The sequence below is a fragment of the Sphingobacterium sp. UBA7631 genome (assembly GCF_002483935.1).
Taxonomy (GTDB): Bacteria; Bacteroidota; Bacteroidia; order Sphingobacteriales; family Sphingobacteriaceae; genus Sphingobacterium; species Sphingobacterium multivorum.
Window position 1 is genome coordinate 88,116 of record NZ_DLIX01000003.1, and the last position, 14,469, is coordinate 102,584.

The following is a 14,469-nucleotide window of genomic DNA, read 5'->3' on the forward strand; positions in this document are numbered from 1 at the left end:
TTGCGTTGTCAAAATGCGTTTAGCGATGTCTTGTCAAAGTAATCAATCTTCCGATTAAACTACTTATTCAGTATTTATTTCAAAGAAACCAATATGGTTATTTGGACTACATTGCGATGTGGCTCTGAATCATTATAATGTTGATCGTGGTTAGTAATCTATTTAAAATCAACAGGATGATTTCATTTCGCTACAAAAATATATCCATTTGTCATATAGGATGCCAGCATGATTTATTTAAACCGGGCTTGCGAGTTCACGAAGTAAATCGGAAAGCTTCCTTATACATGAAATATTATAGATGAGAGATTTATTTATAAAAAAAGCGGGTTTTTATATCGCGATTATAGGTCTTCTTGTAGTCGGCTGTACCAAGGCGAAAACAGACTATGAGGCCGAACGAGGAAATACTGTTGAAGAGAATATGGAGTTTAAAGAGGTTACAAGCCTTATTTCTTCAGGGTACAATATTCATATTGAAGCCCCGGGAGGGGTATTGTACCGCGGTTATAATGATATCCGCGTGAAAATCAATAAGCAGCAAAATAATGAATCTGTAGCCGTTTCCGCAGTCAAATTGCTGCCCATCCAAACCAATATGCAAGGAATGAAAATTGTTTGTCCAAACCAGTCCGTAATGGACCATACGTTGGATGGGAGCTACTTTTCGGGTTACAGTGTGTTTACAGATGAAAGTTCTGCAGCAGCAAACTGGAGTTTGGAAATCGATTTTAAAATTGGCGATCAGACTTTCTCTGCTGCACAGCATGTAACTGTAATGCCGCAGACCAATAAAAATCGTAATATAACCACCTTTACCGGGAAAGATGGCGAACACTATTTAATCGCCTTGATTGCTCCTTGGAAACCAAATGTTGCTGAAAATAAACTGGTCGCAGGTATTTATAAATTAGACACTGCGCAATTGTCTTATACAAGAGTCAACGGATACACCTTGCAGTTAGATCCGCGTATGCCAGAACCTTCGATGGGTAACCATTCTTCCCCCAATAATAAGGACTTGGTCCAACAGGCCAACGGATTGTACCAAGGTGTTGTGAATTACACCATGACAGGCAACTGGACGTTGAATTTTATTTTGGTCAACCAAAATGGAAGGGTAATAGCAGGAACTGAGGTACCCAAAGACTTTACACCTGGGGTAGAAGGGCGTAAAAGTGAGTTATACATCGACATTCTATTTTAGAGGCTATGAAGAAAATAAGTGTTATGCTCTTTATGTTGTCTTTGGGATGGAACGTACACGGACAAAACAATCCTATTACGCGCGATACCACGAGACGTCTAGCGGAGGTTACAGTCACCGCAGCTACTAAAAGGAGGATCGAAAACGATCTAAAGATGACAGTCTCCGTGGATGAATATTTGGCTTCTGCAAGTAATATCAGCTTCATCAAACGTGGTGCCTACGCTTGGGAACCCCTACTCAATAATATGAGTAGCGAGCGTTCGATAATTACGATCGACGGGATGCATGTCTTTGGAGCATGTACGGATAAAATGGACCCGATAACCTCTTATGTAGAAAGTAATAATCTTGCTGCCATCGATATTAAATCGGGGCAGGAGGGTAATCTGCATGGCGCTACGGTCGCGGGCAGTATAGATCTAAAAAGAAGGAATACCTCGTTTGGGCTGCAGAAAAAAATTGGCGGAGCCTATCAGACAGGTTTTGAATTCAATAATAAGCAGACGTTCAATCTTGGAAATTTATATTACTCGAGCGACAAATTTGTGGCAGATGGAAGTATTGCCTTCCGGAAGGCTGGAAATTATTATGATGGAAATGACGATGAAGTACGGCATTCGCAATATAATAAATTCAATGCGTCTTTGGGCTTGGCCTATAAAACAAGTCCGCTCTCTGCCGTTAGGGTGGATGCTATTTTTGATCGGGCAAAAGATGTGGGATTTCCAGCTTTACCAATGGACCTATCCTTATCCAGAGCGATCATCACTTCCGCTACATACAAACAGTTGTTTGAAGAGGGCTTGGTAAAAGTATGGGACACCAAAGTTTATTTTAATGCTGTTGAGCACTATATGGATGATACAACCCGTCCGGAGAATTTGGTCCATATGGATATGCCAGGCTGGAGTACGACCTACGGTCTTTTATCTAAAATTAATCTGCAGAAAGATCGTTATTCTTCGGAAATACAGGTAAATGCTTACGATAATCTATCGATAGCTGAGATGCGTATGTATCCGCAAGATCGATCCAAACAGACCATGTTTGCCTATAGCTGGCCATGGGTGACCACACGATTCGCGAGTGTAGCCATTAATAACTCGTTAGATCTTTCTGATATCAGTAGACTTGTCTTTGGGGGTTCATTGGGTTTGAACTATAACTATTCGAAATACGTTGAATTCAACTGGATCTTCCATCCGGGTTCTCCACAGAAGAAAAATAGAATTCTGCCGAGCCTACATGCTAGCTATCAGTTAAATATTGGTCAGTTTGACTTTTCTCTAGGAACAGGGTTTGGGCATCGTGCTCCTTCTGTTTCGGAAGCGTATGGTTACTACATCTATAACAGTTTCGATCGTTATGACTATATCGGAAATCCAAATTTAAAAAATGAAGTTTCTTATGAAGCCAATGCCAGTGCCGGATTTAAGACCGGAAAGCTAAGCATTGGGGCCAAGGCCAATTATTTCTTTATACAAGACTACATTATTGGCCGGATTTTGAGTTTGGGTAGCCCCATGAACTATCAATCGGTAGGCGTAAAAGGCTATACCTCTTTAGATCATGCGACGCTGTTTAATCTGGCACTCAATGCGCAATATCAAATTTTGCCAGGTCTAGATTGGAAAGCTATACTTACCTATGCCAGAGGGCAAGACAATATGGGCGGAAACCTGCCCTTTATACGTCCCTTAAGTTATCAAACATCACTGCATTACCGATACAAAATGATCGGCGTGCAAACTTCAATGAACGGGGACTTTAGTCAAGTCAATTTTAGTCCTGAATACGGAGAGGACCAAACTGCATCCTATAAGATTTGGAATGTTTCGGCAGATTATAACTTCAATATTGGGAAATTAAATGCCGCGTTTCAGGTCGGTGCGGAGAACCTTTTCAATGAATACTATAGTACCTATGCGGATTGGGGAAATATACCACGCATGGGTAGGAATATCTTTACATCCTTAAAAATCAATTTTTAAATACCTTAGAACTTAAAAATAAAATGAAAAACAATGCAATTAAACTCCTGATGATCTCTTTGGTTATGGTTTCTTGTAGCAAAAGTGAAGACGTCGCTAACAGTGTTAACTTACATTTCAACAATACATTTAAAAATACAACAATTGTGCTGGGTAGTGCAGATTCCCCAGCTGCCACGACAAATACATCCGCCAGCGGACAACTGTATCAGTTTTCTGAGCTAAAGTATGTAATTAGCAATATCAGACTTATTAAAGCCGACGGGTCTGAGATCCCTTATAATGTAAATGACCTGGATAAAGGGGCTACAGTAATTGATCAGGCGAAAGCAGCAACTTTAAATTATGTACTGAGTAATATACCTGTTGGCGAGTATAAACAGATCAAATTCGGTTTGGGGGTAAAACAGGAAATAAATACTCTGGATCAACTGAGATTCCCAGTTTTCTATGCAACAGCAGGAGCAAATGATACTAAAATGCATTGGGAATGGGGGACAGGTTACCGATTTACGAAATTGGAGGGCTTTTATGGTGTTGATCATAAAGAGTTGTCTATTCACACAGGGAGTACGGTCAACGGTACAAACGGCGATGAATCCACTTATAAACAGGGCGTAGATGCTTACCGGGACATTACCTTGAATTTACCTTCCATAGTTACTGTTGGAAAAAGTATACCACAGATTAACATCAGGGCAGATTTCGATAAGCTCCTAAGCGGTAAAACGAATACCATCACCTTGGGGGCCAATAATGCTACACCTAGTATTCATTCAGCAGTGGAAATGGTGAAGTTTGTTGATAATCTTGGCGGCAACGGAAGCAGCGATACAGCAGGGATGTTCACTGTTGAAGGTGTTTCTAACTAAATATGATGTAAATGGCTATGATCTGGAATGCGATTGTAGCCATTTATGGAAAACACATTAGGCATAAAAGCGAACGGATGCTTTCTGCATCAGACTATTGTGTACATTTTGAATATTCATCAACCCTTGATAAAATTAATAGGATGAAAAAAGTCATCTTAATCCTGACCATTATAGTGATTGCTTTATCCTGTAGTAGGGATGATATTGTTGATTCTAAGCTGGAAGATAACCCTATAGTCACTTTCAACATTCCTGCGGATTTTCCGAGTCTAAATAATGCGTTTAAGAGCAATAAGCCAACAAAATATGGTGTTGAATTGGGGGGAAAGCTGTTTCATGAGAAAAGATTCAGTGGAAATAATACGATATCATGTGCCAGTTGCCATAACCCCGCATTGGCTTTTTCCGATGGAAAAATGCAGGCGGTAGGGATAGATGATCGTGTTGGATTTCGGAATACGCCGCCTTTGCAGAATTTGGCTTTTATGAAATTTTATAATTGGGATGGCAATATACTCGAACTGGAAAAGCAACCTTTAGTTCCAATTATCACGCATGAAGAGATGAACTCTTCTATCTTGGAGGTTATCGGCAAAATTAATGGGGATTTTGACTACAAAGTATTGTTCAAGAAGGCTTTTGGCGATGAGAATATTACACCTGAACGAATTTATAAAAGCATTGGACAATATGAGTATACCCTAATTTCAGCCGACAGTAAATATGACAAGGTAAAACGAGGTGAAGGGGAGCAATTCACTATTGAGGAAGAACGGGGGTATCAGCTGTTTAAATTGAAATGTGAAAGCTGCCATGCATCAGAATTATTTACCGATCAGAGTTTTAGAAATGTCGGGTTTCCGTTAAACAAACATCCAGATGAGGCCGGGCGAGCACGTATCACAGGTATTGATACAGACTATATGGCTTTTCGGGTACCTTCTTTAAGAAATGCGGAGTATACAGCGCCTTATGGAAGTTTTGGGCAGTTCCCAACGTTGAAATCTGTGCTGGATTATTTCGACAAGGGTGTTTTGGATGCAGCTAACCTTGATCCGATTTTGAAAGAAAATGGAAAAAGAATTCCTATGACAGAAGAAGAAAAGGAAGCGATCATCGCTTTTATTAAAACATTAAGTGATCCGAAATTTGTAGGCAAATAATGCTGATTTACGAATAGAAGAGATCAACCAATTGCTTCGCTTCCTTTACATCATGTACGCGGAGAATTTGTACACCTCTTTCGAGAAGTAGCGTATTTAAAGCAGTGGTGCCGTTTAAAGCTTCCTGGGCAGTGATTCCGATTTTTTTATAAATCATGGATTTACGGGATATTCCGCCCAAAATTGGTAATTCAAAGTAATGAAGTTCATTGACACGATAGAGTAACTCATAGTTTTGTTCCACTGTCTTTGCAAAACCAAATCCCGGATCAAGAATAATATCTTTCACCCCCATACTTCTTAGCGTCGCAATGCGGTCACCTAAAAAGGTGGCTACGTCAGTTACAATATCGTTGTAATCGGTTTTTTCCTGCATATTTTCGGGAATACCGCGCATATGCATGAGAATATACGGAACTTGATATTTTGCTACCGTGGCGAACATGTTATCGTCGAGTGTACCTCCCGAAACATCATTTATGATGTGCACTCCCGCATCGATTGCCGCAGCGGCAACGTCTGCCCTAAAGGTATCTATTGATAAAATTGCGTCAGGAAATGCAGTTTTAATCGCCCGAATAGCAGGAAGAGCTCGATCCATTTCCTCCTGTGATGAAATCAATGGAGCACCTGGACGTGAGGAATAGGCGCCAATATCAAGGATTTGAGCACCTTCAAGCAATAGCTTCTTGGCTTTCTCTACCGCAAGTTCGACGGTTGTATTGTCGCCACCATCATAAAATGAATCTGGAGTCACATTGAGTATCCCCATAATAATGGGCTTTTCGAAAGCCATTAAGGTACCATCGACCAGTATGGAATGACAGGGTGAAGGCTGGAATATTTTCATCAGAACAATGCTAGGCTTGGTGAGAAGGGCTTATTTGACAACCAAAACGCCGTCGGCAATAATGCTAATATCTTTTTTAGGTTGAGTAATCTGATCTATTTCAGCCTGTGATTTACCCAGATCCTTTGCCGCATGTTGTAACGACGCTACAGAAACTTCTTTTTTCTTCGCAATACCCTCGACAACAACCGTTTTACCGACAATGTCTGCTGGCATGAAGAAACCATAGTCCTTAAAACGAACGGTAATAGGCTCTTCACCTTCCCGTTGCAACGTCATGAAACAGCCTTTTTTCTTACATACCTCAACGACCTTACCGGCTACCTTTCCGTTGAATGCGTTCTTTTGCGTAAGTTCTTTTTCAAGCTTTGCTACTGAAATCGCATTGGACGCAGAGATTTCTTTCCCATATTTTACACCAGGTTTGGCGCCGGGAATATCCTTTTGCTGTGCCAAAGATATATTGGTAACAGCAAAGGCTAATGCAAAAAATAAAACGATCTTTTTCATGCTATTTTCTAATAAATTCAAATTTACCACTAGGGTCCAGCTTCATGACAGTAGATGATTTCCCATCTGTTGTTACGTTTCTGTCATAGGTAACAATATAGTCTACCCCATCCTTGATGGCATCCGATATTTCGTCAAAATCTTTTGCCGTTGGCTCACCACTGATATTTGCCGAAGTTGAAATGATCGGTTTGCGAAACCGTTGCAAAAGCTGTTCACAAAAAGGGTGTTTGACAATTCGAATGCCAATTGAACCGTCCTCAGCAATTGCATTGGGCGCAAGATTTTTGGCATTCGAATAGACAATTGTCAAGGGTTTTTCTGTATATTCAATAAGTTGATAAGCCACATCCGGGATTTCATTGACATAACTCGCTAATTGATTGTCGTTGTGTAAAAGGACGATCAGACTTTTGGATTTATCTCTTCCTTTTAGTTGGAAAACTTTCTCCACGGCTTCTGGATTGGTGGCATCACAGCCTATCCCCCAAATGGTGTCGGTGGGGTATAGAATTAATCCGCCGTTTTTTAACGTCTCCAAGGCCTTATTCAAATCCTCACGATCTACGAATGCACTCATCTTATCTTTATACTAGTTTTAACTTTATACAGCTACATTATGATCACGTAGTGCGTCATTTAATGAAGTCTTTTTGTCTGTAGACTCTTTACGTTGACCAATGATCAAAGCGCAAGGAACTTGGTATTCCCCCGCTGCAAATTTCTTGGTGTAAGAACCCGGAATAACAACAGAGCGGGCAGGTACATAACCTTTATATTCTACAGGTTCAGGTCCCGTAACGTCGATAATTTTTGTTGAGGCTGTCAATACAACATTGGCACCTAATACAGCCTCTTTTTCTACACGAATGCCTTCTACTACGATCGCTCTTGAACCGATAAAAACATTGTCCTCAATAATAACCGGGGCTGCTTGTACCGGCTCCAATACACCTCCAATTCCGACGCCGCCACTTAAGTGTACATGTTTCCCAATTTGCGCACAAGAGCCAACAGTTGCCCAGGTATCCACCATGGTACCTTCGTCTACATAAGCACCGATATTAACGTAAGAAGGCATCATAATCACTCCTTTAGCCAAATATGCACCTAAACGAGCGGAAGCTCCAGGTACAACACGTACACCTGTGTGCTTGTAGTCTGTTTTTAATTTCATTTTATCATGAAACACAAAAGGACCTGCAGTCATTTCGCGCATATCATTGATTGGAAAATATAAGATGACCGCTTTTTTTATCCAATCATTTACATGCCATCTTGTACCGATCATCTCAGCCACACGGATTTCACCGCTATCCAACTTCATGATAACAGCGCGGATCGCTTCTGTATATTCTTTATACTCCAATAATTGTCTATCTTCCCAAGCTTCCTCAATCAATTTTTTAAGTGGCTCTACCATATTATTTGTTTGCTTATTTGAATTAGTTTATTTTGATGTACAAACTTAGATAAAGTTGCAGTTAAAAGCAACTTTATCCATGGCTCCTTGTGCTTTAAGCATATATTTATAACGGAAATATGTTAATTTACCTGGAAGGGGCCCCGATAGTTTCTGAATATAATTATTTTTGTAAATATGGCTGGAACATCAGAAAAATTGAGAATTGATAAATATTTGTGGTCAATTCGCTTATTTAAGACAAGAACCTTGGCAACAGAGGCCTGTAAGGCTGGACGAGTAAAACTCAAAGGCCAAAATATAAAACCCTCTTATGAAGTTAAGATCGGAGATGTATACCATATCCAAAAGGGAATTGAAAAAAAAGTGGTGCAGGTGACAGGTCTTTTAGACCGTCGTGTTGACGCCAAGACTGCTGTTCAATTCTACGAAGATCAGACGCCTGTAGAAGAAACGGTAGGGTTTAAATCCGTATTTCATGCTCCTGTCCTAAAACGCGATCGCGGTACAGGGCGTCCTACGAAAAAAGACCGTCGTGAGATAGATGATTTACAATCTTCAGAATGGTGGGAGAAAGAAGATGAATAAGCTCAAGATAAGTGCTGTGATAATTGCGGGAGCCCTGTTGGCTATCTCCTGTAAGTCGTATAAAAAATCTGTAAACGTGACAGAGGGCGGATTTGTTTTGGCGATCCATGGTGGAGCGGGGACGATCTTGAAAAAGAATATGACAGATTCGATGGAACAAGCTTATCGGATTGTCTTAGAGCAAGCACTTCGTATAGGCTACCAAAAGTTGCAAGAAGGTAAATCCAGTTTGGATGCCGTCGAATCGGCTATCCATGTGATGGAAGACTCACCTTTGTTTAATGCAGGGAAAGGAGCGGTTTTTACACATGACGGACGCAACGAGCTGGATGCCTCCATTATGGATGGTAAATCCTTGGCTGCGGGCGCAGTTGCAGGAGTGACGACGATCAAAAATCCAATCTCAGCAGCAAAAGCGGTGATGGAACAGTCTGAGCACGTTATGATGGTGGGGAAAGGTGCCGAACAATTTGCAAGAAAAGTGGGGCTAACCATCGTCGATCCTTCTTATTTTTGGACTAAAGCACGTTGGGATGCTTTGCAGAAAGTGAACAGGGAGGACAGTACGCAAACACAACTAGATCACGATCAAAAACAAAGCTCACGTTTAGGAATCATCAATAAGGATGCTAAATTTGGTACAGTTGGTTGTGTTGCTTTGGATAAAGCAGGTAACCTGGCCGCCGGTACATCTACAGGAGGGATGACAAACAAGAAGTTTGGACGTGTCGGAGATTCGCCAATTATTGGTGCTGGAACGTATGCGAACAATAATACCTGTGCTGTTTCCTGTACTGGATGGGGAGAATATTATATCCGCACCGTGGCTGCATATTCGGTGTCGGCTTTTATGGAATACAAAGGTGAGCGTGTTGATAAGGCGAGCCAGCAAGTGATCGATCGGATTGGTGAAATGGGCGGAAATGGCGGCCTGATCGCACTGGATAAAAATGGACATGTTGCTATGCCTTTTAATACTGCCGGGATGTACCGGGGTACCGTGACCAAAGACGGTAAGATAACAGTAGAAATTTATAAATAGCCAGCACAGCTGTTTTCATCATCATAATATATCCCAAGGGATCAATATAACATATTAACCCCTTGGGATAAATTTTGTTAACTATTTTTTATTGAACAGCGATTACGGCCTATACTATTTAAATTGCCGTCAGGTATTGTTCAATCTCATCAAATTGAATATCGCCATGGGAAGCATCATATAGACTTTCTTTTCCTTCAACAATCAGTATCTGAGGGGATTGATGTGTTACATTCCAACGTTGGGCAATCTCATTTGATAATGGACGGTAGCGCAAAAGATCTAAAAGATAGATTGCATAATCATGGTCTGAAGTCGCAGACATACGCTCAAGACTGCGCTTAGCCATATTGCTGATACCACAAGTCGTGCTATGTTTAAAGATGGCTGCAACTTTATCAGATTGATAAAGCTCCTGTAACTGTTCCTCTGTATTTAATTCTATCCAGTTAATCATATTATAGTTCTGTAAATTTTTTCTGTTCTACTTGTACAAAAGACGAAATAGCGGAGAATATACAACTCTTTTGGTCATTGCTTGTCGAATTGAAGAAACTAGGTAAACGTATACCATCGCCAATCTCCTTATATTTGCTCACTTCATAAGTGTTTTTTTCGCCCTTATCTGTGTATTCGTAACGTACAATCTCACCGGTATTTTGATCAATGTAAAGCAAACCATCCATCTTTGAACCAAAGATAGGGCCTGACGAGCTGATAGTTGCTATCGTTAATTTTTGTCCAGCGCTGAAACTTTCCTTCTGACTTTTTAGCTGCACATTCTTCTGTCCGATCAAGGTGGGTAAAAGTAGTAGATTGAGATCCGAAAATAGCTGGTTTTTAATTGACTTTTTTAGCTCTGGCCCATCTCCAGCTATATTCCCTCCAATAAAGAGTTTATCGGCCCCTGGATTCTTAAAATTAAACAGATAGGTCACCTGATCTGTGCCGCTATAGCCGTCAAATCGACATGCTCCGGTGCTGCGATTGAACAAGAATTTTCGCTCTTCTTTTGACAATTGGTCGGAGATGGTATTTCCCTTTGCTGAGAATGCCAAATATTGCAAAGAATCCCATTTTTCCTGGCCACCAATACTTTGCCAAATCTGCTTGTTTAGACTATCGTCTTGTGCCACTAGATCCAGCTGACAGAATAACGTCAGCATAACGACCAAGAGTACATTCGATAATGTTTTCATAATCCTATTTTTTTAAGAAACAATCATCAAGTAAGCCGTATCAAAATTGATCGGGATAAACTTCATCATTGCGTCATTGTCTATAAAACTATCGATTGTTGTACATCTGATTTACAATACAATCAAAACAATTCAATAACAATTTATTCCAGTGAAAAAATAAAAATCGATTAATAAGATAACTGAATATGTTATTAATCGATTTGTCCAAAATATAAGTAACTGAGTAATAAGCTGTGCTCAGTAATACTTTTCATCATTGAATGGTAGGCAAAATTAATACCAAACTAGAATTTTTTGGCAATATGAGCCATTTGTATTGCTGTAATAGCAGCTTCTTCGCCTTTGTTGCCATGTTTTCCACCAGCACGATCCAATGCTTGCTGAAGGTTATCAGTAGTTAATACACCAAAAATGGCTGGTTTATTGTATTTGAGCCCTACATTGGCAATGCCATTTGCAACTGCATCGCAGATAAAATCAAAGTGTCTCGTCTCACCCTGAATGACGCAGCCTAAACAAATAACAGCATCAAAATTCTGGTTTCTGAACACAAGATCTGCTCCCGAAATTAATTCGAAACTTCCAGGAACCTCGATGACTTGGATATTTTTTTCTTGAGCGCCATGCTTCTCTAAGCCTGTAATTGCACCATTCAATAATGCACCTGTGATTTCTGCATTCCATTGTGCAACAACGATTGCAAATTTGAATGGACTTGCATCCGCAACCTGAATATGCGAAAAGTCGGATAAATTTTTAATGCTACTTGCCATAATAGGAACAAAGATAGTGATTTTAGATGGTCACAAAAAAAGAGGCTATCAAATAGCCTCTTTTTAGTATATTTTTATAATTATTCTATTATAAATGTGCTTGTACACGGCCTAATAAACCATCAATTGTTGAAGCTTCTTGGCTCTCCGGAAAATCTGTTTTAATCTTCTTGTAAGCTGTCTCTGCACTTTTGTAGTCATTTTGGGCTTCATATACAAGTCCTAGTTTTTTCAAAAAGAGTGGAGTTGTATACGAGTTGCTTGATTTTTCAGAAGCCTGCTTATAGTAGTCTGCAGCTTTTTTGTAGTCTTTTAATTCTGAATAAGCATCACCTGTTAAACCAATTACGAGTGGATCTAGAATTTGACTTCCTGTCGGAGCATATTTTTCAAGCGCTTTTGCAGCTTCATCGAATTTACCTTGACGCAAATACAAACCTCCTAAATATGCGTTTGCAATATTTGCGGATTTTGTATTGGAATATTCGTCCGCAATTTGTTTAAATCCAAGAAATGCACCATCGCCCATGATTGCTTTACTTTGTAACGAATCAATTGTAGCAAGCTGTTCTGCTTTGTACATACGATTCGAAGCTTCTTCTGCTCTTGGATCTAGATAAAGCTTTTGATATCCAAAATAAAGTAAGATCAATACAACGATACCACCTAAAATGAACACGACACTTTTTTGGTTATCTTGAAAAAAAGATCCTTTTGAAGGTTTGAAACCTTGATTTGTATTATTTGTGTTTTTAGACATTACTAATCAGTAAAATATGGATTGCAAAAATACACTTTTCGAGCAAATTTGCAAGTGTTTTGCAAATTTTAACGTGAATTAACTTTGGTTTTCCGACTCATTCGATAGTTCAATTTCCTTATCTAGCTGTTCGTAGATGGAGTTTTTACTTTTAAATTCAGGTACAATAATTTTCATTTGATAGACAACTTCGTTTTTGTTCTGTGTCGCTAAACGCTGTTGCAATTCTCCGATTTTCATACACACCCTATCATAATTATTTTCTCTGACTTTGGCGATCATGATTTTCTCGTGGTGCGTCGGTAAGGTATTCTCTAAATCATTTAGTAATTCCTCATATAGTTTTTCACCAGGCCTTAATCCCGTGAATTTTATTTCAATATCTTCATTCGGTTTAAATCCCGAAAGGCGAATCATTTTTTTAGCTAGCTCTACTATTTTTACAGATTTACCCATATCAAAGACAAAAATTTCGCCACCTTGTCCCATTGTTCCAGCTTCAAGGACTAGTCGGCATGCTTCGGGAATGGTCATAAAATACCGTGTAATTTCTGGATGAGTAACGGTTACAGGGCCACCTTTCTGAATCTGGTCCCTGAATCGGGGGATAACAGATCCATTGGAGCCTAAGACATTGCCAAAGCGTGTTGTTATAAATTTGGTGTGAACACTTGCCCCCAATGTATTTTCCAAATGATTGTTTAACGATTGTACATAGATTTCTGCGATACGTTTTGTCGCCCCCATGATATTCGTGGGATTTACAGCTTTATCGGTAGAGACAAAGACAAATTTTTCAACCTGAAATTCTACGGCTAAATCCGCCAAATTCTTTGTTCCCATAACATTGGTCTGTACCGCTTCCAAAGGATGGTTTTCCATCATTGGCACATGTTTGTATGCTGCCGCATGATAAACATAGTGCGGCTTGAACGTGTCAAAAAGCAATTGCATCCTTTTTGTACTTCGGACGTCTGCTATATAAGTATGATAGACTTGATTTGGGAATTCATCTTGAAGGTCAAGCTGGAGATTATGTAAGGGGGACTCTGCTTGGTCACAAAGAATAATCATCTGGGGCTCGTATCTTCCCAATTGGGTTGCAATTTCACTTCCGATAGAACCGGCTGCTCCAGTAACAAGGATTCTTTTGCCCTTCGTCTGGCTTAAGATGTGGTCGTCGTTAATCTTGATCGGCTCCCTTTCCAACAAATCTTCAATTTTTATTTTCTGAATCTGATTGGGGTTAAGGTCGCCATTCATGATCTTTTTAACGGGCGGAAGTGTTAAAATATTGACGTTTTTTTCGAGCGCGACATCTGTTATTTCATTTTTGCGGTCCGAAGGGATGTTGTGTGACGCGATGATGACCTCTTCAATATTTAGTGTGTTGATGAGGTGGCTAAACTTTTGAGAAGAGTAAATTTTGGTCCCATCAATTACTTTGTTGATTTTTTGATCATTATCATCCAAGAATCCTACAATAGCATTTTTGGAACGTACATCATGGTCTAAGGTTCTTTTTACAGCAATCCCCAAATCACCAGCTCCGTAGATCAGTGTTTTTTTTCTGGAACCGTTGACTTTTTTGGTGTATAGAAAGAAAATCTTAATAATTGTTCTATATACAGTTAAAATAAGAAAGGAGAATAGGGCAAAGAAGATAATGAGTGCCGTTGGAATGTTGCGCTCGATTTCATTTGCTTGGATAACTAGTTTTATAACGAGGAGAACAAACACACTGAATGTTATCGTTGATAATATACGTATGGAATCGATGGCGCTTGTGTAACGAACGATCCCAGTATACATTTTAAAGAGATAGAACGACAAAGAACATACACCGATAAATAAAATGTAACGAATGCTAAAATCAATATCGAGTAAAAAATCGAAATTAAAATCATAATAAATGACATTTGCGAGGAGATAAGCGACGGATACACTAAAGATGTCCAATAAAAAAATGATCCACCGTGGCACTATATTGACTTTACTGAGCATGGTATTATATCTGATTAATTTAAAACAAATGTAGATAAATTTGTTTCATTCCAAAGCTGTGCCAAACCAAATTTATCT

Annotated in this window: 15 protein-coding genes; 6 read left to right on the plus strand and 9 right to left on the minus strand. The window is 39.6% G+C overall.

What is annotated here, in order from left to right; all coding sequences use genetic code 11:
• Positions 1 to 301: 301 nt before the first annotated feature.
• The 4 genes from B3P16_RS03560 to B3P16_RS03575 all read left to right on the plus strand — a co-directional run bounded on the left by B3P16_RS03560 (position 302) and on the right by B3P16_RS03575 (position 5,239).
• Complete coding sequence (locus B3P16_RS03560; protein ID WP_236560103.1) at positions 302 to 1,207, plus strand: FixH family protein; 906 nt, start codon at positions 302 to 304, stop codon at positions 1,205 to 1,207.
• 5 nt (positions 1,208 to 1,212) lie between these two features.
• A complete protein-coding gene (locus tag B3P16_RS03565; RefSeq protein ID WP_112373990.1) occupies positions 1,213 to 3,201 on the plus strand; it encodes a TonB-dependent receptor plug domain-containing protein in 1,989 nt (662 codons plus the stop codon).
• Positions 3,202 to 3,224: 23 nt separating this feature from the next.
• On the plus strand, positions 3,225 to 4,073 hold the full coding sequence (locus B3P16_RS03570) for an MbnP family protein (RefSeq protein ID WP_070561724.1): 849 nt from the start codon (positions 3,225 to 3,227) through the stop codon (positions 4,071 to 4,073).
• A 143-nt stretch (positions 4,074 to 4,216) separates the two neighbouring features.
• Complete coding sequence (locus B3P16_RS03575) at positions 4,217 to 5,239, plus strand: cytochrome-c peroxidase (protein ID WP_070561808.1); 1,023 nt, start codon at positions 4,217 to 4,219, stop codon at positions 5,237 to 5,239.
• A gap of 7 nt (positions 5,240 to 5,246) precedes the next feature.
• Here the strand turns inward: B3P16_RS03575 and folP are convergent, their stop codons facing one another.
• The 4 genes from folP to B3P16_RS03595 are packed head-to-tail and all read right to left on the minus strand — an operon-like array spanning position 5,247 to position 8,022.
• On the minus strand, positions 5,247 to 6,089 hold the full coding sequence (gene folP / locus B3P16_RS03580) for a dihydropteroate synthase (protein ID WP_112373988.1): 843 nt from the start codon (positions 6,087 to 6,089) through the stop codon (positions 5,247 to 5,249).
• 30 nt (positions 6,090 to 6,119) lie between these two features.
• Positions 6,120 to 6,599: a DUF4920 domain-containing protein gene (locus B3P16_RS03585; protein WP_070561720.1), complete on the minus strand. Its 480-nt coding sequence runs from the start codon at positions 6,597 to 6,599 to the stop codon at positions 6,120 to 6,122.
• Between the two features lies 1 nt (position 6,600).
• Positions 6,601 to 7,179: an L-threonylcarbamoyladenylate synthase gene (locus B3P16_RS03590; protein WP_070561718.1), complete on the minus strand. Its 579-nt coding sequence runs from the start codon at positions 7,177 to 7,179 to the stop codon at positions 6,601 to 6,603.
• A 24-nt stretch (positions 7,180 to 7,203) separates the two neighbouring features.
• Positions 7,204 to 8,022 (minus strand): 2,3,4,5-tetrahydropyridine-2,6-dicarboxylate N-succinyltransferase, encoded by an 819-nt coding sequence (locus B3P16_RS03595; RefSeq protein ID WP_070561716.1) that lies wholly within the window; start codon positions 8,020 to 8,022, stop codon positions 7,204 to 7,206.
• A gap of 177 nt (positions 8,023 to 8,199) precedes the next feature.
• Between B3P16_RS03595 and B3P16_RS03600 the strand changes: the two genes are divergently transcribed.
• Positions 8,200 to 8,610, plus strand: a complete 411-nt coding sequence (locus B3P16_RS03600) for an RNA-binding S4 domain-containing protein (RefSeq protein ID WP_070561714.1) — start codon at positions 8,200 to 8,202, stop codon at positions 8,608 to 8,610.
• The gene (locus tag B3P16_RS03605) at positions 8,603 to 9,652 is read left to right on the plus strand and encodes an isoaspartyl peptidase/L-asparaginase family protein (protein ID WP_115046921.1); all 1,050 of its coding nucleotides are present in this window, start codon (positions 8,603 to 8,605) and stop codon (positions 9,650 to 9,652) included. Before B3P16_RS03600 ends, B3P16_RS03605 begins: the two co-directional genes overlap by 8 nt.
• Before the next feature lie 118 nt (positions 9,653 to 9,770).
• Here B3P16_RS03605 and ytxJ read toward each other — a convergent pair whose 3' ends face one another.
• The 5 genes from ytxJ to B3P16_RS03630 all read right to left on the minus strand — a co-directional run bounded on the left by ytxJ (position 9,771) and on the right by B3P16_RS03630 (position 14,391).
• Positions 9,771 to 10,109, minus strand: coding sequence for a bacillithiol system redox-active protein YtxJ (gene ytxJ, locus B3P16_RS03610; protein WP_197084070.1), 339 nt, complete (start codon positions 10,107 to 10,109; stop codon positions 9,771 to 9,773).
• Between the two features lies 1 nt (position 10,110).
• Positions 10,111 to 10,851, minus strand: coding sequence for a hypothetical protein (locus tag B3P16_RS03615; RefSeq protein WP_115046923.1), 741 nt, complete (start codon positions 10,849 to 10,851; stop codon positions 10,111 to 10,113).
• 287 nt (positions 10,852 to 11,138) lie between these two features.
• A complete protein-coding gene (gene ribH / locus B3P16_RS03620; RefSeq protein ID WP_070561710.1) occupies positions 11,139 to 11,627 on the minus strand; it encodes a 6,7-dimethyl-8-ribityllumazine synthase in 489 nt (162 codons plus the stop codon).
• An 88-nt stretch (positions 11,628 to 11,715) separates the two neighbouring features.
• Positions 11,716 to 12,387 carry a tetratricopeptide repeat protein gene (locus B3P16_RS03625; RefSeq protein WP_046674761.1) on the minus strand — a complete coding sequence of 224 codons (672 nt, stop codon included), beginning with the start codon at positions 12,385 to 12,387 and terminating at the stop codon, positions 11,716 to 11,718.
• Between the two features lie 78 nt (positions 12,388 to 12,465).
• Positions 12,466 to 14,391 (minus strand): polysaccharide biosynthesis protein, encoded by a 1,926-nt coding sequence (locus B3P16_RS03630; RefSeq protein WP_070561708.1) that lies wholly within the window; start codon positions 14,389 to 14,391, stop codon positions 12,466 to 12,468.
• Positions 14,392 to 14,469: the final 78 nt, after the last annotated feature.